This is a genomic window from Nocardioides sp. (assembly GCF_036267815.1).
Lineage (GTDB): Bacteria > Actinomycetota > Actinomycetes > Propionibacteriales > Nocardioidaceae > Nocardioides.
Map to the genome: position 1 here is coordinate 1 of NZ_DATAVI010000076.1, position 23,673 is coordinate 23,673.

The 23,673-nt window shown below is 70.3% G+C and carries 24 protein-coding genes and 1 pseudogene; 13 read left to right on the plus strand and 12 right to left on the minus strand.

Translation table 11 applies throughout. The features are described 5' to 3' along the window. The 3 genes from VHW64_RS16380 to VHW64_RS16390 all read left to right on the plus strand — a co-directional run. Positions 1 to 617 (plus strand): IS630 family transposase (locus VHW64_RS16380; RefSeq protein ID WP_329651646.1); only part of this gene is annotated, 617 nt, incomplete at its 5' end. Between the two features lie 323 nt (positions 618 to 940). Continuing rightward, a complete protein-coding gene (locus VHW64_RS16385) occupies positions 941 to 2,341 on the plus strand; it encodes a cytochrome ubiquinol oxidase subunit I (protein WP_329651647.1) in 1,401 nt (466 codons plus the stop codon). Then, the gene (locus tag VHW64_RS16390) at positions 2,338 to 3,348 is read left to right on the plus strand and encodes a cytochrome d ubiquinol oxidase subunit II (RefSeq protein ID WP_329651648.1); all 1,011 of its coding nucleotides are present in this window, start codon (positions 2,338 to 2,340) and stop codon (positions 3,346 to 3,348) included. The genes VHW64_RS16385 and VHW64_RS16390 overlap by 4 nt, the downstream gene beginning before the upstream one ends. 122 nt (positions 3,349 to 3,470) lie before the next feature. Here the strand turns inward: VHW64_RS16390 and VHW64_RS16395 are convergent, their stop codons facing one another. The 4 genes from VHW64_RS16395 to VHW64_RS16410 form a co-directional block, all read right to left on the minus strand. Further along, entirely contained in the window at positions 3,471 to 3,803 is a 333-nt protein-coding gene (locus VHW64_RS16395) for a cupin domain-containing protein (RefSeq protein WP_329651649.1), read from the minus strand. Positions 3,804 to 3,840: 37 nt separating this feature from the next. Continuing rightward, a complete protein-coding gene (locus tag VHW64_RS16400; RefSeq protein WP_329651650.1) occupies positions 3,841 to 4,137 on the minus strand; it encodes a type II toxin-antitoxin system PemK/MazF family toxin in 297 nt (98 codons plus the stop codon). Positions 4,138 to 4,158: 21 nt separating this feature from the next. Next, positions 4,159 to 4,392 carry a ribbon-helix-helix domain-containing protein gene (locus tag VHW64_RS16405; protein WP_329651651.1) on the minus strand — a complete coding sequence of 78 codons (234 nt, stop codon included), beginning with the start codon at positions 4,390 to 4,392 and terminating at the stop codon, positions 4,159 to 4,161. A gap of 94 nt (positions 4,393 to 4,486) precedes the next feature. Next, entirely contained in the window at positions 4,487 to 5,032 is a 546-nt protein-coding gene (locus tag VHW64_RS16410) for an ATP-binding protein (protein ID WP_329651652.1), read from the minus strand. A 167-nt stretch (positions 5,033 to 5,199) separates the two neighbouring features. Here VHW64_RS16410 and VHW64_RS16415 point away from each other — a divergent pair, with 167 nt between their 5' ends. Then, the gene (locus VHW64_RS16415) at positions 5,200 to 5,967 is read left to right on the plus strand and encodes a phytanoyl-CoA dioxygenase family protein (protein WP_329651653.1); all 768 of its coding nucleotides are present in this window, start codon (positions 5,200 to 5,202) and stop codon (positions 5,965 to 5,967) included. Between the two features lie 211 nt (positions 5,968 to 6,178). Beyond that, a complete protein-coding gene (locus tag VHW64_RS16420) occupies positions 6,179 to 7,003 on the plus strand; it encodes an alpha/beta hydrolase (protein ID WP_329651654.1) in 825 nt (274 codons plus the stop codon). Between the two features lie 76 nt (positions 7,004 to 7,079). On the opposite strand, the gene VHW64_RS20335 is transcribed toward VHW64_RS16420, so the two are convergent. Beyond that, entirely contained in the window at positions 7,080 to 7,652 is a 573-nt protein-coding gene (locus tag VHW64_RS20335; protein WP_414690517.1) for a GNAT family N-acetyltransferase, read from the minus strand. A gap of 740 nt (positions 7,653 to 8,392) precedes the next feature. Then, positions 8,393 to 9,880: a polysaccharide biosynthesis tyrosine autokinase gene (locus VHW64_RS16425; protein ID WP_329651655.1), complete on the minus strand. Its 1,488-nt coding sequence runs from the start codon at positions 9,878 to 9,880 to the stop codon at positions 8,393 to 8,395. A gap of 153 nt (positions 9,881 to 10,033) precedes the next feature. Between VHW64_RS16425 and VHW64_RS16430 the strand changes: the two genes are divergently transcribed. Genes VHW64_RS16430 through VHW64_RS16440 form a run of 3 tightly spaced genes read left to right on the plus strand, consistent with a single transcriptional unit; the run spans position 10,034 to position 11,984 of the window. Then, on the plus strand, positions 10,034 to 10,792 hold the full coding sequence (locus VHW64_RS16430) for a hypothetical protein (protein WP_329651656.1): 759 nt from the start codon (positions 10,034 to 10,036) through the stop codon (positions 10,790 to 10,792). Beyond that, the gene (locus tag VHW64_RS16435) at positions 10,792 to 11,070 is read left to right on the plus strand and encodes a hypothetical protein (protein WP_329651657.1); all 279 of its coding nucleotides are present in this window, start codon (positions 10,792 to 10,794) and stop codon (positions 11,068 to 11,070) included. The genes VHW64_RS16430 and VHW64_RS16435 overlap by 1 nt, the downstream gene beginning before the upstream one ends. Beyond that, on the plus strand, positions 11,067 to 11,984 hold the full coding sequence (locus tag VHW64_RS16440) for a nucleotidyltransferase family protein (RefSeq protein WP_329651658.1): 918 nt from the start codon (positions 11,067 to 11,069) through the stop codon (positions 11,982 to 11,984). The genes VHW64_RS16435 and VHW64_RS16440 overlap by 4 nt, the downstream gene beginning before the upstream one ends. Positions 11,985 to 11,987: 3 nt before the next feature. Here the strand turns inward: VHW64_RS16440 and VHW64_RS16445 are convergent, their stop codons facing one another. After that, a complete protein-coding gene (locus VHW64_RS16445) occupies positions 11,988 to 13,535 on the minus strand; it encodes an O-antigen ligase family protein (protein WP_329651659.1) in 1,548 nt (515 codons plus the stop codon). 171 nt (positions 13,536 to 13,706) lie between these two features. On the opposite strand from VHW64_RS16445, the pseudogene VHW64_RS16450 reads away from it, so the two are divergent. Continuing rightward, a pseudogene (locus VHW64_RS16450) lies at positions 13,707 to 14,606 on the plus strand (CDP-glycerol glycerophosphotransferase family protein); the annotation flags it as partial. A gap of 234 nt (positions 14,607 to 14,840) precedes the next feature. Here VHW64_RS16450 and VHW64_RS16455 read toward each other — a convergent pair. From VHW64_RS16455 to VHW64_RS16470, 4 genes are read right to left on the minus strand one after another with little or no spacing between them, the layout of a single operon-like run. Then, a complete protein-coding gene (locus VHW64_RS16455; RefSeq protein ID WP_329651660.1) occupies positions 14,841 to 16,385 on the minus strand; it encodes a lipopolysaccharide biosynthesis protein in 1,545 nt (514 codons plus the stop codon). Position 16,386: 1 nt separating this feature from the next. Next, entirely contained in the window at positions 16,387 to 17,328 is a 942-nt protein-coding gene (locus VHW64_RS16460; RefSeq protein WP_329651661.1) for a glycosyltransferase family A protein, read from the minus strand. Positions 17,329 to 17,343: 15 nt separating this feature from the next. Further along, positions 17,344 to 18,312: an NAD(P)-dependent oxidoreductase gene (locus VHW64_RS16465; protein WP_329651662.1), complete on the minus strand. Its 969-nt coding sequence runs from the start codon at positions 18,310 to 18,312 to the stop codon at positions 17,344 to 17,346. Then, positions 18,309 to 19,373: a glycosyltransferase family 4 protein gene (locus VHW64_RS16470; RefSeq protein ID WP_329651663.1), complete on the minus strand. Its 1,065-nt coding sequence runs from the start codon at positions 19,371 to 19,373 to the stop codon at positions 18,309 to 18,311. The genes VHW64_RS16465 and VHW64_RS16470 overlap by 4 nt, the downstream gene beginning before the upstream one ends. Before the next feature lie 123 nt (positions 19,374 to 19,496). Between VHW64_RS16470 and VHW64_RS16475 the strand changes: the two genes are divergently transcribed. Beyond that, positions 19,497 to 20,009: a hypothetical protein gene (locus VHW64_RS16475; RefSeq protein ID WP_329651664.1), complete on the plus strand. Its 513-nt coding sequence runs from the start codon at positions 19,497 to 19,499 to the stop codon at positions 20,007 to 20,009. Here VHW64_RS16475 and VHW64_RS16480 read toward each other — a convergent pair. Then, positions 19,995 to 20,789 carry a WecB/TagA/CpsF family glycosyltransferase gene (locus tag VHW64_RS16480; RefSeq protein ID WP_329651665.1) on the minus strand — a complete coding sequence of 265 codons (795 nt, stop codon included), beginning with the start codon at positions 20,787 to 20,789 and terminating at the stop codon, positions 19,995 to 19,997. The genes VHW64_RS16475 and VHW64_RS16480 overlap by 15 nt on opposite strands. A 101-nt stretch (positions 20,790 to 20,890) precedes the next feature. Here VHW64_RS16480 and gmd point away from each other — a divergent pair, with 101 nt between their 5' ends. The 3 genes from gmd to VHW64_RS16495 all read left to right on the plus strand — a co-directional run. Continuing rightward, positions 20,891 to 21,955, plus strand: coding sequence for a GDP-mannose 4,6-dehydratase (gene gmd, locus VHW64_RS16485; RefSeq protein ID WP_329651666.1), 1,065 nt, complete (start codon positions 20,891 to 20,893; stop codon positions 21,953 to 21,955). 8 nt (positions 21,956 to 21,963) lie between these two features. Continuing rightward, positions 21,964 to 22,941, plus strand: coding sequence for a GDP-L-fucose synthase (locus tag VHW64_RS16490; RefSeq protein WP_329651667.1), 978 nt, complete (start codon positions 21,964 to 21,966; stop codon positions 22,939 to 22,941). Between the two features lie 273 nt (positions 22,942 to 23,214). Next, on the plus strand, positions 23,215 to 23,673 hold a 459-nt coding region (locus tag VHW64_RS16495), incomplete at its 3' end, for a hypothetical protein (protein WP_329651668.1).

Below are 23,673 nucleotides of genomic sequence, written 5' to 3' on the forward strand. Positions count from 1 at the left end.
TCGAGAAGATCCGCGACCTGGTCGGCCTCTACCTGTCCCCGCCGGTTGCGGCGGCGGTGTTCGCGGTCGACGAGAAGCCACAGATCCAGGCCCTCAACCGGTCAGCGCCCACGTTGCCGATGTTGCCCACCACCCCGGCCAAGGCCACCCACGACTACGAGCGCAACGGCACCCTGGACCTGTTCGCCGCCCTGGAGATCGCCACCGGCCAGGTCATCACCGACCTGCGTAAGTCCCACACCGCCGCGGACTTCATCGCGTTCCTGAACAAGGTCAACCGTCAGGTGCCCGCCGAGCTCGACGTGCACGTGATCCTGGACAATCTCTCCACCCACAAGACCCCGGCGGTGCACCAGTGGCTGCTGCGCCACAAGAGGTTCCACTTCCACTTCACCCCGACCTACGGATCGTGGATGAACCTGGTCGAGCGCTGGTTCTCAGCCCTGACCACCAAGAAGCTCCAACGCTCCGCCCACCCCAGCGTCAAGGCCCTGGCGGCCGACATCCGCAACTGGGTCGAGCAGTGGAACGAGAACCCAAAACCGTTCACCTGGCACAAGAGCGCCGAGGAGATCCTCGACCGCCTCGCCGGCTACTGCACCGCCATCAACAAATAAGCAGCTCTTCAGCCTGACAGGACACTAGGTGATGTTCCGAGTCTGCTCCTGCGGTCGCGAGTTCAACGGTCTCGCACGGTCCGGCGACGTACGAGGACACTTAGCGCCGCCGACGACAAAGATTCGCCCCGATGCCTTCCGGGTGGCGCCTGGGAGATTTCGAGTGGCAACGTGCGGCCGTGGTGATGCCTGAGCAAGGCCGGCTGGCTGGTGGGCGGCGGCGGGCGACACGCGAGCGGCGAGTACGGTCCAGATGTGAGCCGTACTTGCGTGCCGATTCCTAAGTTCGTGGTCCGCCAAGGGTGCTGAGGATGTCGGTCTTGATGTTGGCCGCGGCCGATCCCTCACAGCTACTTCCGGCTCGGGAGCAGATGGCTTTCACGTTGGGCTTCCACATCATCCTGGTGCCATTCGGGGTGGCCTTCACGTTCATCACGATGGTGGCGAACTGGCGCGGTCTGCGGCATGACGACGCGGAGGCGATGCTGTTGGCGCAGCGGTGGTCTCAGGTCGCGGCCGTGCTGTTCGCTGTGGGCGCTGTGTCGGGGACCGTGTTGTCGTTCGAGATGGGGTTGCTGTGGCCGGGCCTGATGGACCGGTATGGCGCCGCGTACGGGCTCCCGTTCGCGGTTGAGGGCATCTTCTTCTTCCTCGAGGCGATCTTCGTCGCCATCTATATCTACGGCTGGAAGCGGCTCTCGCCCTGGGTGCATTTCTGGAGCGGGCTTCCGGTGGTGCTGTCCGGAGTCGGCGGCACGTTCTCGGTGGTGGCAGCCAATAGCTGGATGAACTCGCCGGGCGGCATTACCGTCCGCGACGGCAAGGTCGTCGATGTGGACGTCTGGCAGGTCTTCTTCAACGACTCGTTCTGGTACGAGGCCCTGCACATGCTCCTCGCGGCGTACGTCGTCGCCGGGTTCACTGTGGCGGGCGTCTACGCGGTCGGCATCCTTCGCGGCCGCTGGGACCGGTACCACCGCATCGGTCTGCTGATGCCGCTGACGGTTGGCGCTGTCGCGATCCCTCTGCAGATCGCGATGGGCGACGTCATCGCTCGGTACGTCTTCAACGCCGAGCCCGCCAAGTTCGCCGCCATCGAAGCCCTTCCCCATACCCGCACCCACGCGCCCGAGACCCTCGGCGGCGTCCTGGTTGACGGGAAGATGCACTTCGGGATCCAGATCCCATCCGGTGCCTCTCTCCTCTCGGGGTTCAGTCCGTCGACGAAAGTGCACGGGCTCGATGCCGTCCCGGCCCCGGTCCGGCCGCCAGACAACCTGGTGAACGTGGTCCACCTGTCCTTCGACGTCATGGTCGGCACCGGGTTCGCGCTGCTCGGCCTCGCATTGTGGTTCGTCTGGCTGTGGTGGCGATCTCGGGCCGTGGAGCCGAACCGCTGGTTCCTGCGCGCGGTCGCCGTCAGCGGGCTGGTCGCCATCGTCTCGCTCGAGTGCGGCTGGATCGTGACCGAGGTCGGCCGCCAACCCTGGACCGTCGTCGGTCTGCTGCTCACCCGCGACGCCGTCCAGACCTCCGGCGACCTGTGGCCGTTCTTCGGCGGTGCTGTCCTCATATATTCCGGCGTCACCGTCGGCTCGGTCTATGCACTGAGGGGGCTGAGACGACGCTGGGCACAGGGCGAGACCACCTCGGTCCCCTACGGCCCGGACAACGACCCGGACCAGGGCCACACCGGGGACCCGGGGCTGGTGGACGCGTCGTGAGCACCGCTACCGGCGTCGTCCTGCTCGTCGCGATCCTTTGTTACGGCGTGCTGGGGGGGGCCGACTTCGGCACGGGCCTGTGGGACCTCACTGCCGGCGGTGCCGCCCGGGGTGCCCCCGCTCGGTCCCTCATCGACCACGCCATCGGCCCAGTCTGGGAGGCGAACCACACCTGGCTGATCTTCTGTCTGGTCCTGCTCTGGTCGGGCTTTCCAACCGCGTTCTCGGCGATCATGACCACGCTCTACATCCCGCTCGGCATCGCAGCGTTCGGGATAGTGCTGCGGGGCTCCGGATTCGCGTTCCGTAAGGTCTCGATGCACACGGCCGAGCAGCGCCTCAACGGCATCGCCTTCGCCAGCTCCTCGGTGATCACCCCGCTATGTTTTGGCGCCGTCGCCGGCGGCATCGCGTCCGGCCGCGTCCCGACAGCCGGGCACGGTGACCCGATCACCAGCTGGCTCAACCCCACCTCGGTCCTCGGCGGCGTCCTGGCCGTGCTTACCTGTGGCTACCTCGCGGCGCTGTTCCTCACCGCCGAGGCGCACCGGGATGGCGCACCCGCTCTTGAGCAGTGGTCACGGCGACGTGCGGTGGCCTCGGCGGTTGCCTGTGGTGTCGTGGCGGTGGCAGGGCTCTTCGTCCTGCGACACGACGCCCATCGCTTGTACGACGAGCTGCTCCACCGCGGCTGGCCGCTCATGGCCGTCTCCGCGCTCGCCGGACTGGCCGCCCTCCTGATGACGCTCCGTCCGGGCCGCATGTCACCGGCACTGATCCGTCCGATCGGCGCGCTGGCCGTCGCCGCGGTCCTTGCGGGCTGGGGAGCCGCCCAGTATCCCTATCTCCTCGGCACCCACCTCGACCTGCACGCCGCCGCCGCACCGGGGTCGACCATGACCGCCCTTCTCGTCGTAGCGATCCTGGCGTTGTTGCTCGTCGTGCCGTCGCTGGTGTGGCTGTTGGTACTGACCCACCGCGGCAACCTCGTCACCGGCGACGACTGAACCTGGGCAGTCGATTGCTCCACGTAGGACGGGCTTCCGTCTCGCACGCGCGTCACTGCGGCGAGTCGGCACAGTTGAACGCACTCTGCCGCTGTCCGGGCACGCACCGCAGTGAGCGGACGTCACGCGACCCGGGAGTCGTGCCGCGCCCACACCAATGGGCGTTCGTGCTCTGGCGCCTCGTGCAGTTCCCGCACCAACGCATCGACGTCATGGGTCATCGCGACCAGAACGGACGTCGGCGTGTCGCTGACCGTTGCGAACGTGTGCGGTGTCCCGGCTTGGACCAACACAAACTCGCTCGTCTGTAGCCGTCTCACCTCGGAGCCGAGAGTTACGTCGAGTTCGCCGGTCAGGACGATGAACGCCTCGTCACCCAGGTCGTGCACGTGGAGAGGAGCCTGAGGGAAGGGATAGTGGTGTAAGTCCCAACGCCGCAGCACGAAGGCGGACACGCGGCGACCCTACGCTCGCTGTCAGGTGCGCCCGTGGTCATTCGAGAAGCGGTAGGTCGAGGTCGTAGGCCAAGACCACGGCGCGCGACAGATGAGCCTCTTGTTCGGCGCTGAGGTACCCGACGGTACGTCCGAGCAGGTTCACCGGGACGGTGATGACGTTGTCGAGAGCGACCACGCAGTCGTGATCCAGCCCGTTGTCGGGTCCGACCAGGACCTCGCTCGACAAGCCCTTGATGGTGGTGGTGATCGGAGCGACGGTCACCTTGGTCATCGCGGCCCGCGCTGCCTCGCGTGTCAAGACCAGAGCCGGCCGGGTCTTGTCGAGCCTCACCAGGCAGATCGCGCGCACTGGTCAGTCCGCGATCTCGAGGTGGGTGCTGGTCCACTGCACCAGTTCGTCCAGGTCGTCGGCGGGGCCGTGCTCACGAAGGACCTGGGCGTCTTGCTCGGCGGCCTGTCGACGCATCTCCCGCTCCACCGCCACCGCGACGAGCGCGGCCCGGCTGGAAGCCTTGCCGGTGGCCACTGTGCGGTCCAGGAAGGCCACCATCTCGTCGGGCAGGCGAACGGCGATCTGAGTGCTCATGTCGCCCACCATACCCGCCGCATCCCACTTTGGGATGCGGCCTCTCATGCCGCAGCGTGGTGCGTCATCCGTCGCGTTCGGGGCCGGGAGACATTCACTCGGTCGATGAGCGGTCGGCCACTCGGCCAGCCAGGATCTCTCTCAAGTCGCTCAGCAGCCCATCTAGAGAGTCACCGGGTCGATGGAGCAGGGCCAGCTCGTCGGACTGCGGCTCCTCGAACGATGCTGCGTGCTCGGCGAAGACTGCGCCGTCTACTGAGCGTCGGTCCCCACTCGTGGACGCTTCGGCCCGCCGCTCTCTGATGTCTTCCAGCGGGGTGTTCACGAAGACCAAGATGAACGGCGCGTCGTAGGCGTCAGCCAGTGCTCGGTAGCCGTCTCGTAGTAGACGTAGGTTGCTCGTGTCGTCGATGACGACCGCCTGGTCTGCCGCTAGTGCGAAGCCCAGCCTGGTGCGGGCGACCTCGTGTGTGCGCCGCCACTCCTCGACGGGAAGGCCATGGCCGCCCCACAGTCCGCGCTCGTCATTGATGTCATCGAGACTCACCAGCACGGCATCGAGCGTTTGTGCGATGGTGCGGGCGACCGTGGTTTTCCCAGAGAACGCCAGACCGCACATCAGAACAAGTGCCGCACTCATGCCCGCACGCTTTCGACGACAACAGGCCGGAATCGGCCGCTCACGGCCGCGATCGGCCGAGTCTATCCGCGAGTCGGCACCCCGACCCGAGCTGAACTGGCTCCTCCTCTGGCGGTGTCGGGGGTTACCTGTGTACTTGGTGCGAGCAAATCTTCGATGATGGGCTCGTGCTCTCCGACACCGAGATCGAGTACTTCGTCAGGGATGGGTTCGTCCTGATCGAGGGCGGCGTGCCCACGGCGCTTGCTGAGGAGTGCGCCGAGCTGCTGTGGGCTGCCATCGATCCGGTGCGCGACGACCCGAAGACCTGGCGCAACCCGGTCGAGTGGGTCGGCGGCCTCACTGACGAGGCCTTCACCGCGGCGGCGAACCAACCGGCCCTGACCGAGGCGTTCGACCAGCTCGTCGGGGCCGGCCGCTGGCGACCCCGGCGTGGGATGGGATCGTTTCCGATCCGCTTTCCCCACGCGGTAGAACCCGACGACGCGGGATGGCACATCGAGGGCAGCTACGAGTCGCCCCGTGGCCCCGGTTATTGGACCAACGTTCGGTCCCGGGATCGGGTGCTGCTCATGCTGTTCCTCTTCAGCGAGGTCGACGAGGCCCAGGCCCCGACTCGGATCCGCGTCGGCTCGCACCACGACGTGCCGCGGGTGCTTGCGCCCTACGGCGAGGCGGGGGCGTCTGCGTTCACGATCGGGCCCCTCGTCGATCGGGCCAGCGTCGAGCGGCCGACCGTTCTCGCCACCGGCGCGCCCGGTGACGTCTATCTGTGCCACCCGTTCCTGGTGCACGCTGCTCAACCGCACCACGGCGGGCGTCCTCGACTGTTGGGCCAACCACCGCTGGCACCGGCCGAGCAGCTCCGCCTCGACCGCGGGGATGGCGACTACTCGATCGTGGAGGCAACCATCCGAACAGCGCTGGCGTCGTGACTGAGAACGCGAGCAGGGTCGCTGCATGTACCGTCCCGTTCTTTGCGCAGTGCGTGTCTGCTGCTGGAGGCGGACTCACCCGATGTCGGGTACAAGCACATGCCGAGCTAGCGTCCCCTCGGCGCCGCGAGCGAGTATGTCGGGTATGGGTACGCCAGAGACGCGAAGCAACGGTCAGCGTCTGTTGACCGTGGGAGACGTCAGGTTGTGTGTGGAGACCTTCGGCGAGCAAGGCGACCCGGCGTTACTGCTGATCGCTGGCACCTCCGGCCCGATGGACGGCTGGGACGAGGGCTTCTGCCAGCTCCTTGCCTCTGGCGGCCGGTACGTCATCCGCTACGACAACCGCGACACGGGTCAGTCGACTTCGTATCCGCCAGGCGCTCCACCCTACGGCTTCGACGACTTCGTCGATGACGCGATCGGCCTGCTAGACGCGTTGGGCGTCGAACGGTTCCACGTCGCGGGTGGGTCGTTGGGTGGCGCTGTCGCGAGAGGTCTCGCCCTCAGGCAGCCCGAACGTGTCCAGTCGTTGACCTTGCTCTCGAGCACTCCACTGGCGCCTGGTGATCCTCGCGACCCCACGCTCCCTCCACCGACAGCAGCGTTCCTGGAATTCGCCGGCGCCGAGCGCCCAGCGCCGGACTGGGGGGATCGCCAGGCGTACATCGACAACTACGCGCTGTGGGACCGACAGTTTGCAGGACCCGACTACTTCGATGAGGACAAGGCCCGCGACTACGCCGGGCGCGTCTTCGACCGGACTCTCGACATCCATGCCGCCAGCGTCAACCACAGCGCGTCCAGCAGAGGCACCACACAGATCAGGGCCCGGCACGCCGAGATCACGCACCCTGTGTTGGTCATCCACGGGACTGAGGACCCGATCCTTCCGTTCCGTCACGCCCAGGTACTCGCACACGAGCTGCCCCATAGCAAGCTGCTCCCGTTGGCAGGCGTCGGCCACCAGTTGTTGCCCCACGAATTCTGGCCCATCGTCGCCACAGAGATGCTGGATCACACAGGACGGGGTTAGCCCGTCCCGGGCTCTCGTCCGCCAGCAGTGGCCCCGTCGCCGGACCCCGGCAACAACCTTGCGAGCCGGAGACGCTTCACCAGTCCAGGTGTCGGCGACGGGCGAACGGTGACCGCGATCGCACAGGAAGCAGTTGAGCGATCCGGCTGGAGGTGAACCCTCCGCTCAGCTCAGGCCCAGACAGGTGCGCCCTTTCACCGCCTGTCGGCGCGACAAGAGGTGCCGTACCGATCCAGACCCGGTCACGGCAGTCCGCACGAGTCCACGAGTGAGCGACGAAAGGCAATCTGTCGCCCACAATCGCGTGCCTCACCGGTGGCGCGCCATCCGGTCGCCTCGTAGAAGTGCCGCCCTTGCTCGTACTCCGCCAGGGTCCAGACGATGGCGTGGGCGTGACCCGCGCCAACCAGATCTCGAAGAGCAGGCTCATCAATCGGCTGCCCACTCCATGACGCCACCACGGGGGCGAGACAGCGATGGTGTCCAGCTCTCCCAAATCGCGGTCGAGCGGGTCGCGACTTGAGCCGGTTCCCACGAAGCCAACGACTGACGGGCCACCACCCTCCGCCACCCACCATCGCAGTGACCTTGCGTCCAGGTCGCGCTCCCATCGGGCGACCTGTTCAGGGTCGAGCACCCGAGGTGGCATCGAATGGCTCAGCCCTTCGTTCCAGGACGCGACGTACACCTGGGCGACCCCTTCGGCATCGCGGGAGGTCGCCCGACGAAGGTGAAAGTCCGCCGCAACAGTGGCTCAGCAGGCCGGAGATCTCGAGTCGGGAATGGGCGCGCGTCATATCAGCCGGGAGCGTCGCGGACGGACTCCCAGCAGACGCGCTCGGCGGAGACGACCGCCGTCTCCTCCGGAGCCGGCAGCCGGGCCGGCGACGACCTCGGGCGACGGCACCGGCGTGCGCCGGTAGGGAGATCGACCGCTGCTGATCGACTCGGGACTCGCGCGGCTCGTCTGCCGGGCGATGGGCGAACGCGCGCAACTCGGGACCTCAGAGCTTCCTCAGAGGTGTCGGATGCACTGGTCCCCGTTCGATGTAGAGGTGAGGACACTCCGACGCAAGGCAGGGGCAAAGACCATGTGGGACACGATCCAGACCGACGACGAGCACCTGTCACACGACCTCGCGTGCCTCCAGTGTGGCCACGCCGCCCACAGCTACCTGCCCTGCAGCGACACCTGCGCTTGCGTGCGATCAGTCATGCCCGGCTCCCGGGTCACCATCGAGTTGGCCGCCTGAGGCTCGCCTGCCGCGAAGGTGAGGAGCGCGGTGGCCTCACGTGGTGAGCCCACACTCCGCGATCGCGACGGCATACGAGTCGTTCGTTGGCTCGATCGTCTCGTAGGACGCCGGGGTGCCCGGAGTCGGAGCGGCTCTAGCTCTTCGAGCTGCTGTCGGCCTTCTGGCGCCCGGGCTTGGCCTTGCGTCGGCCCGACTCGGGCTTGTACTCGTAGCGGTAGTAGTCGCCGCCGTACGACGCGCCGCCGGCCGAGCGCCGCATCCGGTTGAAGACGATGCCCAGGGTGCGCCCGTGCACAGCGCTGATGTGGGAGAGCGAGGCGCCCAGCTCGCTGTCGAGCGTGCCGCCGTGGGAGATCACGACGAGGGCGCCGTCCGCGGACCGGGTCAGGACCGCGGCGTCGGTGACCGGCAGCAGGGGCGGCGCGTCGATGATCACCATCGCCTCGGCCGCCAGCTCCTGGATCAGGGTGCGCATGGCGTTGGAGCCGAGGAGCTCGCTGGGGTTGGGCGGGATGGCTCCCGACGCCAGCACCCGAAGGCCCGGCACGTCGGGGTGGTCCTGCATCACCTCGGAGGCATTGACCCGGCCCACGAGGACGTCGGTCAGACCGGCGCCGTCGACCATGGCCAGGGAGCCGGCCACCGACGGCCGACGCAGGTCGCCGTCGACGAGGGTGACCGGCTGACCGCCGATCGCGATGGCGGCGGCGAGGTTGGCCGCGACCGTGGACTTGCCGTCCGACTGCTTGGGGCTGGTCACGACGATGACCCGGGGCGGGTGGTCGACGTCCATGTAGGCAAGGTTGGTGCGCAGCTTGCGGAAGCCCTCGGAGGTGCTGGCGTTGCTCGAGCCAGCGGGGCTGGTCACGGTCAGCGCCAGCACGCCGTTGCCGCCGGTGACCTGGGAGGAGCGCGGGATCATCCCGATCACCGGGGTGCCGAACCTCCGCTCGACCTCCTCCGACGAGCGCAGGCGACGGTCGAACTGGTGGCGGACCAGGGCGTAGGCGAACCCGAGCAGGAACCCGAGCAGCAGACCGACCACGAGGTTGACCTTCGTGCGCGGAAGCACGAGCGCGCCGGGCTCGGCCTGCGAGAGGACCTCGATGTGCAACGACGGCTCGCCGCCGGTGTCTGACGTCGTGCCCGTCGACGTGCCCGTCGACGTGCCCGACGACGACGTCTGGGTGTCGAGGGTCTTGATCTCCGCCGCGAGGGCGCTGACCCAGGCGTTCGCCAGCTGCTGCGCCTTGACCGGGTCCTCGGACCGGGCCGAGATGTCGAGCAGCACGGTGTCGGTCGGCTGGCTCACCGAGATGCTGCCGATCAGCGCGCCCGGCGAGGTCTGGAGACCGAGGGACCTGATGACGCGGTTGGCGACCTTGGTGCTGGTCGCGACGGCGACGTACGACGTCACCTTGGCCTTGGCGAGCTGGTCGGCCAGGGTCGCGTCGGCGGTGTTGTCGGAGTTGCCGGCCGTGACGTAGCCGGTCGCGCTGGCTTCGTAGACCTGGGGCTGGGTGGCGTTGTAGCCCACCGCACCGGCGAGCCCGAGGACGGTCAGGACAAGGACGCCCACCCAGTGCGCGAGCACGATGCGGACATAGTCCTTGAATTCCATGAACGACTCCTCGCCGCGGGACCGGCGGGTCCTACACTCGCCTGGGTGCGAGCTTCCAGCGTAGGTGATCCGCACGTCGTGCGCCTGGAAGCTCTCAAACTGCGATTCGATGTCCACTGTGCGGGATCAGGCGCCTCCGAGCTCGCCACGGCGGTGGCCGAGGCCTGGGCCTGGTGCCTCCCCGAGGCAGCCTTCGACGACGCTCCCGAGACCGACACCGAGACCGAGCTAGACCCGGAGCGACGGCTCTCGGTGACCCTTCGCGAGGGCCCCGGGGGCGACCCTCTCCAGGTCGGCCCGAGCACCCTGTCGGGGCCCGATCTCGGCGCGGTCATGGATCGGCTCACGCCGATGGTGACGGGCCTGGCGCTGACCGCGCACCGATCCGATCTGGTGATGTTCCACGCCTGCGCGGTCGCCGACCCCGAGACCGGAGGCGCCGTCGCGCTGTACGGCCCCTCCGGCACCGGCAAGACGACCGTGGCACGCACCCTGTGCACCGATCTGGTCTACCTCTCGGACGAGACCGCGGCCGTGGACGACGACCTGTGCGTCGTGCCGTACCCCAAGCCGCTGTCCGTCCTCGCCCGCCCGTCGGACGCGGTGAAGGACCAGGTCTCACCCGGCCGGCTCGGCCTGGTGCGTGCGACCGACCGCGCCTACCCGCTGCGCGGGCTGCTCCAGCTGCGGCGCGATCCCGCGCACGTGGGCGCGGCTGTCCTGGAGCCCCTGTCGACGGTCGAGGCGCTCCCCGAGCTGGTCGCCCAGACGTCGTTCACCCGGGAGATGACGCGTCCCCTGCACCGGCTGGCCGATCTCGCGCACCGCACCGGCGGCGTACGCCGGGTGACCTACGCCGAGGCCGGGCAGCTCGGCCCCGTCGTCCGCGCTGTTCTGGACGGCGAGGCCTGATGCGCGCCCGCCGCCGCGAGGTCGTCGACGAGTACGTCGAGGACGGCCTGGCCGCCGTCTACTCCCAGGACGGCGTCGTGGTCCTGCTCTCCGAGCTCGCGACGACGGCCTGGGAGGTGCTCGGCGAGCAGTGGGCCGCGGCCGACGACGTGGCCGCGGAGCTGGTCCGCGTCTTCGGTGCCCCGCCCGAGGGCGGTGCCGAGCAGCTGACCGCCGATGCCCTGCGCTCGCTGGCCGAGATGCATCTCGTCGAGCTCGACGAGGGGGCCCTGGCGTGACCGAGGTCCACCTCACCGAGGCCGTGCTGCTGGCGCATGCGCTGGTCTCGTCGGTGGCCGACGAGCAGGGCGTGCGGGTCCTGTTCATCAAGGGGCCCGCCGCGGTCCTCCAGGAGCTGCGCGCCGCCCGCACGTCGGTCGACGTGGACGCCTTGGTCGACCCGGCCCGGCGCGACGTGCTGGCGGCTCGCCTGACGGACCTGGGCTGGGTCGACGAGCATCCCTACACCTCGCCGACCGTGCTGCCCCTGCACTCCCAGACGCACCGGCATCCGCTGTGGGCCTGCGAGCTCGACCTGCACGACCGGTTCCCCGGCTTCTTCGACGACCCCCAGGACGTGTTCGAACGGCTGTGGCTGCGCCGTGACACCGTCCGGGTCGCCGAGCGCGAGATCTCCTGCCCCGACCGGGGCGGCCACGCGCTGGTCCTGGCGCTGCACTCCCTGCGGGATCCCCACGAGCCGGGCAAGGTCGCTGAGCTCGACCTCCTGGTCGAGCGCGTCCGGGAGCGGTTCGACGAGGCGTCGTTGCGCGACCTGGCCGAGCTGGCCGCCGGGCTCGGCGCCGCCGACACCGCGGCGCCGTTCCTCGACCGGGTCGCAGCGCCGCAGGTCGGGCGCGGGAGCCTTCGCGGCGAGGAGCTGCGCGCCTGGGCGCTGCGGACCCAGCCGGACGCGAGCGTGGCGGGCTGGCTCGACGAGCTGCGCCGGCTGCCCAAGCGGCGGTGGCCGCGGTTCCTGTGGTACGCCGCCGTGCTCACCGAGGACGAGCTGCGCGTCGACGACCCGGGGCTGGCTCCCGGCAGGCGCGCGCTCGCGCTGGCCCGGCTCCGTCGCCTGCGCAGGGGCATGCGCGCCGTGCCGACCGCCTGGCGCTCTCTGAGATCGGCAGACCGGTCCGGACCCGAGCGGTGAGGGCTATCCCGCCTGCCTGAACGCCGCCCAGGGCGGGGTGTCGAACTCGGCGTCGGCCGCCGGCTCCGGGTCCTCCGCCTCCATGACGTCCGCTGAGCGCTGCGGCGGTCGCCCGGTCAGCGTCCAGGCCACCCCGGCGAGCAGGAGCATCCAGGTCAGCGGCGGAGTCACCGGGACGCCGATCATGGCCACGAAGCTCGCGATCAGCCCGGTCGCGAGGGGGAGGCGCTCGGGGAGGTGGCGGGCGCGGATGGTGCGGATCACGACGACCAGGAGGAACAGGAACACGCAGGCCGTGCCGACCAGACCGAGCTGGACGGCCAAGGAGACCGGCAGGCTCGCGAGGTCGGTGAGCTGCCCGAAGTACTTGCCCAGCTCGTTGGTGGCCACGCTGTTGCCGGACCCGTATCCCCATCCGAACCACGGGTGTACGGCGACCGCGGCGTGCGCGTCGGTGTAGAGGTCCTGGCGGTAGACGACGTTGGAGTTCGCGGCACTGCCGCTGGTCAGCGACTGGCTGAGGAACGTCCGGAACGATCCGGGCGCGGCTCCGGGGAAGACCAGCACCAGCGCGACGATCCCGCCCAGGCCGCTCAGGGCCCCGATCGCCTGGCTCGCCTTGCGCTGGAGCAGCAGGTAGGCAAGGACGCCGGCGGCGAGGCCCAGCAGCCCCGAGCGTGCCTGCGTGGTGATGACGGCCCCGGTCACCAGCGCGCCGCCCAGCGCCAGGCCGAGGAAGCCCCACCGGGTGCGCAGCAGGTGCGCGACGAAGAAGCCGGCCAGGCACAGGAAGGCCGACAGCGTCGTGGGGTAGTCCCAGCCCGCGGTCGTGCGGACGTGTCCCGCGCGGACGAAGGTGCCGACGTTCGCGGCGCTGATGAGGTAGTCGTGGTTCTGGATCCCCTCGAAGATCGCGAAGGCGATCACCAGGAACGTGCCGGCGGTCAGTCCGCGGAGCAGCTCCACCGCCAGCCGGCGGTCCGTGGCGAGGGTCGCGCCCGCGATCGGCGGCAGCAGCATCAGGATCACGAACTCGAGCAGGCTCTTGGTGCGCCCGTTCTCGGCGGTGCCGATCACGGCGGCCATGGCCAGTCCGGCCAGCAGCAGCGGCGTCGGCACGCGGAGCCTCATCGTGCCGCGCAGCACCGAGACCAGGGTGAGCCCACTGAACAGCGCGAACACCACGGTCCGCGCGGTGATCGGCGTACCTCCGATGTGGAGCACGGTGATGGTGTCGGGGGTGACCGCGGCGAAGGCCCCCAGGTAGGCCACCGAGCCGGGCGAGGGGAAGCGGACGACGAGCGCCAGACCGATCAGGACGGCGACCATCGCCGCGAGCAGGACCGAGTGCACGCGACCGAGCACGAGGCCCAGCACGGCCGCCTGGACCACCAGGCGCCCCAGGAAGCGCAGGGTGATCCCGGCCTGGAGCCGAAGGTCGCCGAGGTCGCCGAGATCCGGGCCGTCGTCCGACCGCGGACCGGCCTGCTCCGCGGGCGGGTCTGCGGGGGTATCTCGGCCGTACAGCGGCGGGATGCCCGTGAACGTCATGGGGTCTCCCGTGCGTGGTGGACGTGGGGGGCTCCCGACGCCGGACGACGTCTGGGGACTCCACGACCAGTATGGACGACGCGACCGGGGCTCGCAGGGCAACGGAATGTCGGGCTCGAAGGCCCGTTTCGCCCTCGCGCGTGGGCGGTTGCGACTCCTAGCGTGCCAGCCATGCTCGGGAGGCTGGACAGGTCTGGCGACGTCTTCTACTTCCTCGGCAACATCACCTCGCACGTCGTCCACGCCCTCCCGGTGTGGGAGCGGATCGGTGGCGAGTTCGTCGTTCTCTCCGAGGAGGCGCGGGCCAGGCTCGCGCCGTACGACGTGCCCGTGCGCGTCATCGACGACCTGCCGCGACGCTGGCGGCGCACCGGCCCCCGCCTGGAGCGCACCGACCAGTACCTCCATGTCCCCTGGGCCGCGCGCCGGACCGTGCGCTTCCTGGAGAGGCAGGCCCGCGTCGTGCTGTTCTACGAGCTGTTCGACCTCGGGCGCCGCGAGCGCCTGCGAGGTCCCCGGACGCTCTTCCTCGGCCATGGGAACTCGGTCAAGCCGTACTTCGCCGGGCGGGACCGCGCGAACCTGCTCCGAGCCCAAGACTTCGTGGGGGTGCCGGGACCCTACGCGCGACAAGCGATGGCCGGGCTGGACATCCCCGGGGACAGGCTGGTCGACCTCGGCGTCGCCCGGACGGACCAGGTGGTGTCCCGGCGAGGCGCGCCCTCGCTGTCGCCGCAGCTGCGGGCCGACCTCGGCGACGTGACCGGGGCGACCGTCGTGACCTACGTGCCGACGTACTGGGGGCCCTCCTCCGTGGAAGGCACCGGCCTGGAGCTGGTGCGCCAGCTGCGCCCGGACCAGGTCCTCCTGGTCCGGCTGCACCCGCAGACCCCGGAGCCCGTCGTCGCGGCCTACCGTGCGCTGGCCGCCGACCGGCCGCACGTCCATCTCGCGCTCGACGACAGCCCCGGCCGGGGCCTGCTGGACCTCCTGGCCGCGGCGGACGTGGTCGTGGGCGACCTCAGCAGCGTGATGCTCGAGGCCGTGCTCCTGGAGAGGCCACTGGTCTTCGCGGTCGACGACGAGTCGCTCGCGCTGCTCACCGGCGAGCATCCGTTCCGCGCCGTCGTGAGGTGCTCCACCTTGCTCGGCGAGGATGCGACCGATCTCGCGCAGGCCGTCGACGCGGCGGTCGCCCGGGGGGTCGACGCCACGGTGTGGGCCGAGGTGGCCGAGCAGCTGTTCTTCCACCCCGACGGCACCTGCGTGGACCACATCGCCGACTTCGTGATGTCGCTGGAGCGCTCAGACCGGCACGCGCACCCACATCCGCCACGACGTGAGCGCGTTGCCGCCCAGATAGAGCGCGGCGCCGGCCGCCACGCCGACCACGAGTCCCATCACCCGGTCGCCCAGGATGAGCTGAGCGACCACCTCCGCCGGCAGCGTCAGCAACGCCGACCACCCGCCCAGGCGCAGGGTCGGCAGGGTGAACGGGTCGAGGCCGAAGGCCCGGCGGGTCACGACGTACCCCAGGATGCTCTGGAGGCCGATGGCCGCGGCCCAGGCGTACGACGCGCCGTCGGCTCCGTGTGCCGGCACCGCGAGGACCGCCACCGTCAGCATGAGCGCTACTGCGGGGAGTGCGATCCACAGGTTCCACGAGCTGCGCCCGGCGAACAGGATCACCGCCCCGGAGGGTCCGGTGACGACGTTGGCCAAGGTGGCCAGGGCCATCACCCGGAGGCCGAGGTCGGCCCCCGGGAGCTGGGGTGAGACCAGCTCGATCAGGGCCGAGGGGAAGACCCACATCGTCACCGCGACCGGGATCGACAGGCCAACGGTCCAGGTCACCGACGACTGGAAGAGCGTGCGGACCCGGTCGTGCTCGGCGCGCGCGAGTGCGGTGGTGAGGCGGGTCGCCATGCCGGTGGTGATCGCCTGCATGAGCAGGGTGGAGGCGAGGGTGAAGCGGCTCACCGCGGAGTAGGTGGCGGCCTCGGCAGGACTCGCCAGCGCGCCCACGAGGACCACGAGCAGCCAGATGTTGGTGGCCTGGAACAGCTCTTCGAGACCGCGGGGGAGCGAGTATCCCCAGAAGGCGCGGGCCTCGGCGCGGGGCCAGGCATCCGGGCGGCGCAGGCCGGCTCCGACCCCGCGCACGCTCCGCAGCGTGTGCCAGGCGGCGCCGACGACCGAGACGCCCGCGGCCGCGGTGAACGCCAGCCCGATCGCCCACAAGGCGCCGCCGGCTGCCGCGACCAGCCAGCACAGCGCGAGGCGGAGCAGGGGCTGCCCGCCGGCGTCGTAGAGGGCCGTGGGCCCGATCGCCCCCACCCCGCGGGCGAGGGCCGTGAGGAGGCGCGTCAGCACGATCAGAGGGATGGCCGGAGCGGTGGCGACCAGCGTCAGCCCGAGGTCGTGGCGGTCGGCCGCCGAGCCGGTCATCGCGGCGGCCAGCGGCCCGTGCAGTGCCTCGATCAACGCGGCCATCGCCACCGCGACGACCAGCACCGGGGCGATCGACGCCCAGGCCAGCTCGCCGAGGTCCGCGCGGTCGTGCGCCAGCAGCCGGGCCGCCCGCGGGGTCAGGGTCGTGCCGGCTCCCCAGGCGGCGGCGATGGCGCAGGTGCTGACCGCGGCGACCGCCTGGAAGAACAGGCCGGTGGAGGTCGAGCCCACCACGCGCGCGAGCACGACCAGCAGCAGGAAGGTGCAGACGGCGCCGCCGATCCCGCCGGCGAACGTGATCGAGCCGCTGCGCGCGAGCTCACGGACGTCGGAGCGTGCCCCCGGCGAACCGGACGGCGATCCGGACGGCGAGGGAGCCGGCGAGGGGGAGGTCGTCACCTCACCTCCCCTGCTGTCCTGGACGCCGCGCGGGAAGCGGTCGCCGCAGCGTGTGCCACGCGCCGCCGAGCATGGCACGAGACTCCGCGACGGAGTCGCGGTCACCGTGGGCGACGCCGTCCGCGAGCTTGAGCACGATGTCGCCGACCACGCTCCACCAGAAGGCGGTACGCCGCATCCCGCGGTCGGGGTTCTCCCGCACGAACCTGTGCAGGAGCGCGACCTTGTCGGTCGCGAGGCGGGTGCGCGACAGGCGGTTCTGCTCGCTGAGCCGATGGACGACCTGCGCCTTGCGCGCGATCGCCAGGCGATGCCGGGCTCGCAGCGCATGGCTGAAGTACATGTCCTCGCCGTAGCTGTAGCCCTCGAGCCGGTCGTCGAACGCCGTGTCCCCGACCAGCGACAGCCGATAGCTCATGGCGCACCCCGGCAGCCACTCCGGAGACCTGGCCTCGTCGCCCTCGTAGTGCCCGATCGTCGTCCGCCCGGACGGGAGCACCACTCCGGGGCGGGTCGAGTAGAGGCAGAACAGGCTCTTGGCGCGCACGTGGCGCGGGCGCGTCTGGTTCAGCACGACGCCGCCCACCCCGGCGAGGTCGGGATCGGAGGCGAAGGTCTGCGCGATCTCGTCGAAGTAGCCGGGGAGCACCTCGGTGTCGTCGTCGATGAAGTGGACGACGTCGGTGTCCGGACGCTCGGCGCGGACCCAGGCGAGGGCCTGGTTGCGCTGGCGCGCGAGGCCCGGCGTACATGGCAGGAGGACGCACTGGGTCGTGGCGTCGACGATCTCCGCGACCTTGCCGGCGTCCTGCTGGTCGCTGGAGTCCGCGACCAGCACCTCGACCCGGGCGTCGATCGCTCGGACGTGGCGCAGAGCCTGGGTCAGGTCGGCGGGCCGGTTGCGCGTGCAGATGACGACGAGCTGGGCCATGGGCCGGGTCATGGGCTGGGTCATCGGCTATGGGCCGCCCTCGGACGACTCACGGAGCCACCGCACCGTCTCGGCCACGCCGGCGTCCAGCGTCCACGGCGACTCGCCCAGGAGCTCGAACGTGCGGTCCATGGGTGCGTCGCTCGGGCCGATCATGTTGCCCACGCGGCTGGAGGTGAGCGGAGCCCGGACGCCGGCCCGTCCCATGAGGTCGCCGACGCGGCCGAGCGTCGTGAGCACCCGCGGACTGACCCGTCGTGCCCGCCGCCCCCGCAGGGCCACGCTGAAGGCGTCGACCCAGTCGTCCAGCAGCAGCAGCCGGTCGCCGACGTAGAGGACCTCGTGCGACGGCAGGTCCGCGATGCTCAGCAGGGCTCGCAGCTGCCAGGTCACGGTGCCGACGTAGCCATAGGCGCGGACCACGGGAGGGGTGACGGCCGGGTGGACGTAGAGCCCGCGGCCGAGCACCCGCCAGAACTCCGAAGGGTAGCGCGGATGGCGCGGCCCCCAGATGTTGGTCGGCCGGACGATGACGTAGTCGGTCCCACTGCCGTCGAGGACCTTGCGGGTGACCTGTTCGGACCGGACCTTGCTCTCGCCGTACGCGGTGAACGGCGAGAAGTCCTGGTCGTCGTCGGGGGCGGTGTCGGTGGCGTGGACGTACTGGGTCGACGTCGACAGGTAGCGGGTGGCGCCGACCCGGACGGCGGCGCGGCAGGTGACCTCCGTGCCGACCCAGTTGCCGGCGTAGTCCTCGACGTCGTCGGACAAGGTGTCGGTGCGGGCCGCGAGATGGACCACCGCCTCGGGTCGGAAGCGCTCGAGCTCCGGCGTGACCGCGGCGGCCTCGGTGATGTCGACCTCGCGCCAGACCTCGGCGTGCGCCTGCGGGCGTCGTAGGTCGAGGTTGAGGACGTCGTGCCCCTCGCCCACCAGCTCCCCGACGAGGTAGCTGCCGATGAAGCCGGAGCCGCCGGTGACCGCGACCCGGCTCACGCCCGCACGCTCCCGTCGGCCGCGAGCGCGTCGACGAGCGCGGTCGTGTAGGCAGCCGCGGTATGGCGGGACTCCCAGGCGGCGCGGGCCCTCTCGGCGGCGGCGTGGGTGCGGGCGGGGTCGCGCAGAGCCCGCTCGACGTCGTCCACGACCGACGGCCAGCTCTCGAGGTCGACCAGCGTCCCCAGCGCTCCGTCGTCGAGGAGTCCGGGGATGCCGCGCCACCGGGAGGCGATGACGGGGAGGCTGCACATCATGGACTCAATGATCACCAAGGGAACGTTCTCGTGCTCGAAATCGGTCAGGAACACGAAGAAGTCAGCACGGTCGAACGCGTCCCACTTCTCCCGGCCCTGGAGCGTCCCCGGCAGTGCTACGTGATCGGCGAGACCGCGCTCGGCGACCAGCTCCGAGAGCCGGCGGCTGGTCTCGGGGCCGTCGGCCTCGCCCACCAGCTCCGCCGACACGTCGAGCCCTCGGGCCCGCAGGTCGGCGACGAGCTCGACCACGCGGAAGCAGCCCTTGCTCGCGGTGAGCCTGCCGATGCTGAGCAGACGGGCCGGTGCGCCGGGCTCGCGCGGCCCGCGGGAGTCGCCCGCCGGATGATCGCGTGGGCTGCCGAGGCCGTTGGGCACGACGACCACGCGCCGGGCCCGGAAGTACTCCGGGTCGTCGGGGCTGGTGGCGCTCAGCTTGATCCCGAGGTCGGGGCGGCCGATGGCTCGGGTGAGCAGGAGCCGCTCCCAGCCGGCCGCGCGGCGCAGGTAGTCGCCCGCACCGCCGGCGTGGAAGTGGTAGACGGTCCGGTCGAACCGCCAGCGGCACAGGGCCAGGAAGGCCGCGTCGCGCCACAGCGGGAACCGCTCCGCACCGGCCACGCAGTAGTAGAGGCTGCGCGCGCCCTCCCGTCGTGCCCGCCAGGTGCCGACGACGGCGCGGACCAGCGCGCGGACCTTGGCCAGACCCGGCCTGCCCATCTCGGACATCGAGTCGCTGAACCTGAACGGCACGTGGATCAGGCGCACTCGCGGGTCGTCCGAGTCCAGCAGCGCCTGCACCATGGCGGCCTGTCCGCCGAGGGGTGGCGGGGTCTGGGCGGCGACCGCGATCGTGGCGGAGATGGCGGATCCTCCTGGGCTAGGGTGTCGGCTGACGGGCGGGCAACGAAGGTGAGGGACGCCAGGGTGCGCCGTGAGATTCTCCAAGATTGGGCCGCCAACCGTGGGACGCCGCGCATCCAGGTGTTCCTGGTTTTCTTCCGGTTCGCCCAGCTGGTGCGACGCCGGCTGGGCCGCCGTCACCCCGTCGCGATCGCCGTAGCCCTCGCCTACCGCGCCACGTGCGAGGGTCTGGTCGGCTGTGAGATCCCGGTCAGCGTCTCCGCCGGCCCCGGGCTCACCATCTTCCACGGCTACGGGCTCGTGGTGCATCAGAGCAGCGTGCTGGGCGCGCGGGTCACCCTGCGGCACGGCGTGACGGTCGGCAACGTCGGGCTCGACGGCCGGGCTCCCGTGCTCGAGGACGACGTCGCCGTCGGCGTCGGCGCCAGCATCCTCGGCGACATCACGGTGGGCGCGGGCGCGAGCATCGGTGCGCACGCGCTGGTGCTGCACGACGTACCCGCCGGTGCGAGCGCGCGCGCGAGTGAGGCGACGATCAGGGTGCGCGAGGAGTCGGCTCGGTCAGACCCCGGCTGAGCGGCGGTGCCGCCAGGCCGAGAAGAGGAAGCGCGGGTTGCCGATGAGGTAGCGACGCCACAGGCGACGCGGCTCACGCGAGAGGCGGTAGACCCACTCGAAGCCCGAGCCGTGCAGGAACACCGGCGCCTCGGCGACCGCGCCCGACCAGAAGTCGAAGGCAGCGCCCACCGGCACGATCGGCATGTCCAGCAGCGGGGCGAGGCGGCGCACGACGTAGTCCTGTCGCGGCGTGCCGAGCCCGACCCACAAGATGTTGGCGCCGGAGGCGCGGACGCGGCCGGCGAGGTCGAAGAGGTCCTCGTCGGACAGCAGGCGGAACGGCGGGGTCTCGGTGCCGACGATCTCGACGCCGGGAACAGCGGCACGCAGGCCGTCTGCCATCCCGCCGGCGACGCCGTCCTTGCCGCCCCACAGGTAGTGACGCGCGACCCCCAGGCCGGCAGTGGCGACCGCACCGACCAGACCCGGGCCGCGCACGGGACCGGTCTGCGCGGTGGTGCCGCGACCCATCCAGGCGACGGGGGTGCCGTCGGGGAGGTTGAGGTCGGCCGCCAGCAGGGCCTCGCGCAGCACGTCGTCACGGTCGACCAGCGACAGCGTGTAGGCGTTGCACAGGTGCACCTGGTAGCTGGTGCGGGCGACGGCGTGACTGACGATCAGCTCCGCCGCGGCGAGTGCGTCGAGGTCGGCGATCGGGACGCTGCACACGTCGTAGCGACGCACGCCCGAGGGGGAGGTCGAGCCCCGCAGGAGGGAGGGCTCGTAGATGTCTGTCACGGCGTCAACTGTGTCATCTCGACACGCCTTCTGTTCGTGGAATGGCCCGAAAACCGCTCGCATGAGGGCAACAATGACTTGCCCTCTCCTGCGGGGCTGTCATGTCCACAACACTTCGCGTCTGGAGCTACTTCGTGCGTCGAGCGCTCATCACCGGCATCACTGGCCAGGACGGCTCCTACCTCGCCGAGCTGTTGCTCGGGAAGGGCTACGAGGTGCATGGACTGATCCGTCGCGCGTCGACGTTCAACACCGGTCGGATCGACCACCTCTACCGCGACCCGCACGACCAGAACGCCCGCCTGTACCTCCACTACGGCGACCTCACCGACGGCGCGCGGCTGATCACCCTGATGCGCGAGATCGACCCCGACGAGGTCTACAACCTCGCGGCGCAGTCGCACGTCCGGGTGTCCTTCGACGAGCCCGAGCACACCGGCAACGCCACGGCGCTGGGGGCGATCCGGCTGCTGGAGGCCGTCCGGATGTCGGGGGTCGAGTGCCGGTTCTACCAGGCCTCGAGCTCGGAGATGTTCGGCGCGGAGACCCCGCCGCAGGACGAGTCGACGCCGTTCTACCCGCGCTCGCCGTACGGCGTCGCGAAGGTCTACGGCTACTGGGCGACCCGCAACTACCGTGAGGCCTACGGGCTCTTCGCCGTCAACGGCATCCTGTTCAACCACGAGTCGCCGCGTCGTGGCGAGACGTTCGTGACCCGCAAGCTCACCCGGGCCGTGGCCCGGATCAAGGCCGGTCTCGACCAGTACGTCTACATGGGCAACCTCGACGCCGAGCGCGACTGGGGGTATGCCCCGGAGTACGTCGAGGGCATGTGGCGGATGCTCCAGGCCGACGAGCCCGACGACTTCGTGCTGGCGACCGGGGGCTCACTGAGCGTGCGTGAGTTCATCGAGGTCGCGTTCGGCCACGCCGGGCTCAGCTGGGAGGACCACATCCGCTTCGACGAGCGCTACCTGCGTCCGTCGGAGGTCGACGCGCTGCGCGGCGACGCGTCCAAGGCCGAGCGCGTGCTGGGCTGGAAGGCGACCGTCGACGGCGCCGCGCTCGCCCGGATCATGGTCGACGCCGACATCGAGGCGCTCGAGCACGAGGGCCGCCCGTGGATCGACCAGGCCGTGCTGCCGGGCTGGCCGGCCCTGCCGTGAGTCCTGCCGTGAGTCCTGCCGCCTTCGACCCCGGCCCGCTCGACCGCGACGCCACGACGTACGTCGCCGGGCACCGCGGCATGGTCGGCTCGGCGGTCTGGCGCCGACTGGTCTCCGCCGGCTTCCACGACCTGGTCGGCCGCGGCTCGTCCGAGCTGGACCTGCGTGACCGCGAGGCGGTCTTCGACTTCGTCGCCGACGTCCGACCGCGCTACGTCGTGCTCGCGGCGGCCAAGGTCGGCGGGATCCTGGCCAACGACCGGAGCCCGGTGGAGTTCCTCTCCGACAACCTGCGGATCCAGACCAACGTGATGGACGCCGCGCTGGAGCACCGGGTCGAGCGGCTGCTGTTCCTCGGCTCGTCGTGCATCTACCCGCGGCTCGCCGCCCAGCCGATCCGCGAGGACTCCTTGCTGACCGGCCATCTCGAGCCGACCAACGAGGCGTACGCGATCGCCAAGATCGCCGGGATCCTCGGCGTGCAGGCGGTGCGTCGCGAGTACGGCCTGCCGTGGATCTCGGCGATGCCGACCAACCTCTACGGCCCCGGCGACAACTTCTCCCCGGTCGGCAGCCATCTGCTGCCGGCCCTGATCCGGCGCTATGACGAGGCGGCCGCGACCGGCGCGCCGTACGTCACGAACTGGGGGACGGGTACGCCGCGCCGCGAGCTGCTCCACGTCGACGACATGGCGGCGGCGTGCCTGCATCTGCTGGAGCACTACGACGGGCCGGGTCAGGTCAACGTCGGGGTCGGAGAGGACCTCACGATCAGCGAGATCGCCGCGCTCGTCGCCGACGCCGTCGGCTTCACCGGCCGCACCGAGTGGGACGCCACGAAGCCCGACGGCACTCCCCGCAAGCTGCTCGACGTCAGCCTCCTGCACTCACTCGGGTGGCAGCCGAGCATCCGCCTGCACGACGGCATCGCCGCCACCGTCGCGTGGTACCGCGACCACGCCGACACCCTCCGCGAGGTCGGCTGACCCCCCCTCCGGCCAACCCCGCCGGTCGAGCCCGCCGAGACCACCATCAGCCGACCAGCCACCGTCGCACGTTCTCGAAATTAGCGACGAAAACTTGATCCGCCATAGCAGCCGCCCACCCCAAAGGCATCCCCCTACACCCCGGCGGACTATCTCTCCCCCAGTTTTGCCGCAAATCGCGTCCTTTTGCTAACGCAAACAGGCCGACGAGGTTACGGTGCGCCTGGGGTGTCGGAAGTCGAGGGGGACAGAATGCATAGCAGTGGAGTTCTGATGCGTGGATTCGGAGTACGAGGTCTGATCGGCACTAGCGCCCTGGCACTGGCGGCCTGCGTCAGCGGCCCGGCGTCGGCGCGGTTCACGGAGCCGGCGGCAGCCAGCCATAGCCAGTTGGCCCCCGCGGCCCATGTCTCCAAGGGCGAAGGCCACGGACACGGCAAGGGGAACAAGATCGGCTCGCACTTCTTCGGAATGTGGGCGCCCTCGCTGCCGACCTCGTATCCCCACGCGCCGTTGGGGGCCCTCAACCTGAGTGTCAATGGGGTGTACTGGCCCAACCTCGAGACGGCGCCAGGCGTATTCGACTTCAGCCATCTCGACGCGCTCGTCAGCGACGCAGAGTCTTACAACGCCAAGCCGCTCGTGGTGCTGGGCATCACGCCCAGCTTCTATGGCAGCGCTCACAACGCCATGCCCCCGTTGTCGGCATGGAAGAACTACGTGAGCCATGTT

Excerpts from the sequence above, each read along its gene's own strand:
- VHW64_RS16410 (WP_329651652.1), bottom strand. The coding sequence starts at position 5,032 with ATGAGTGCGGCACTTGTTCTGATGTGCGGTCTGGCGTTCTCTGGGAAA.
- VHW64_RS16445 (WP_329651659.1), bottom strand. The coding sequence starts at position 13,535 with ATGACGTTCACGGGCATCCCGCCGCTGTACGGCCGAGATACCCCCGCA.
- gmd (WP_329651666.1), top strand. The coding sequence starts at position 20,891 with ATGTCCACAACACTTCGCGTCTGGAGCTACTTCGTGCGTCGAGCGCTC.
- VHW64_RS16385 (WP_329651647.1), top strand. The coding sequence starts at position 941 with ATGTTGGCCGCGGCCGATCCCTCACAGCTACTTCCGGCTCGGGAGCAG.
- VHW64_RS16470 (WP_329651663.1), bottom strand. The coding sequence starts at position 19,373 with ATGGTGCAGGCGCTGCTGGACTCGGACGACCCGCGAGTGCGCCTGATC.
- VHW64_RS16460 (WP_329651661.1), bottom strand. The coding sequence starts at position 17,328 with ATGACCCGGCCCATGGCCCAGCTCGTCGTCATCTGCACGCGCAACCGG.
- VHW64_RS20335 (WP_414690517.1), bottom strand. The coding sequence starts at position 7,652 with ATGCCACCTCGGGTGCTCGACCCTGAACAGGTCGCCCGATGGGAGCGC.
- VHW64_RS16425 (WP_329651655.1), bottom strand. The coding sequence starts at position 9,880 with ATGGAATTCAAGGACTATGTCCGCATCGTGCTCGCGCACTGGGTGGGC.
- VHW64_RS16435 (WP_329651657.1), top strand. The coding sequence starts at position 10,792 with ATGCGCGCCCGCCGCCGCGAGGTCGTCGACGAGTACGTCGAGGACGGC.
- VHW64_RS16405 (WP_329651651.1), bottom strand. The coding sequence starts at position 4,392 with ATGAGCACTCAGATCGCCGTTCGCCTGCCCGACGAGATGGTGGCCTTC.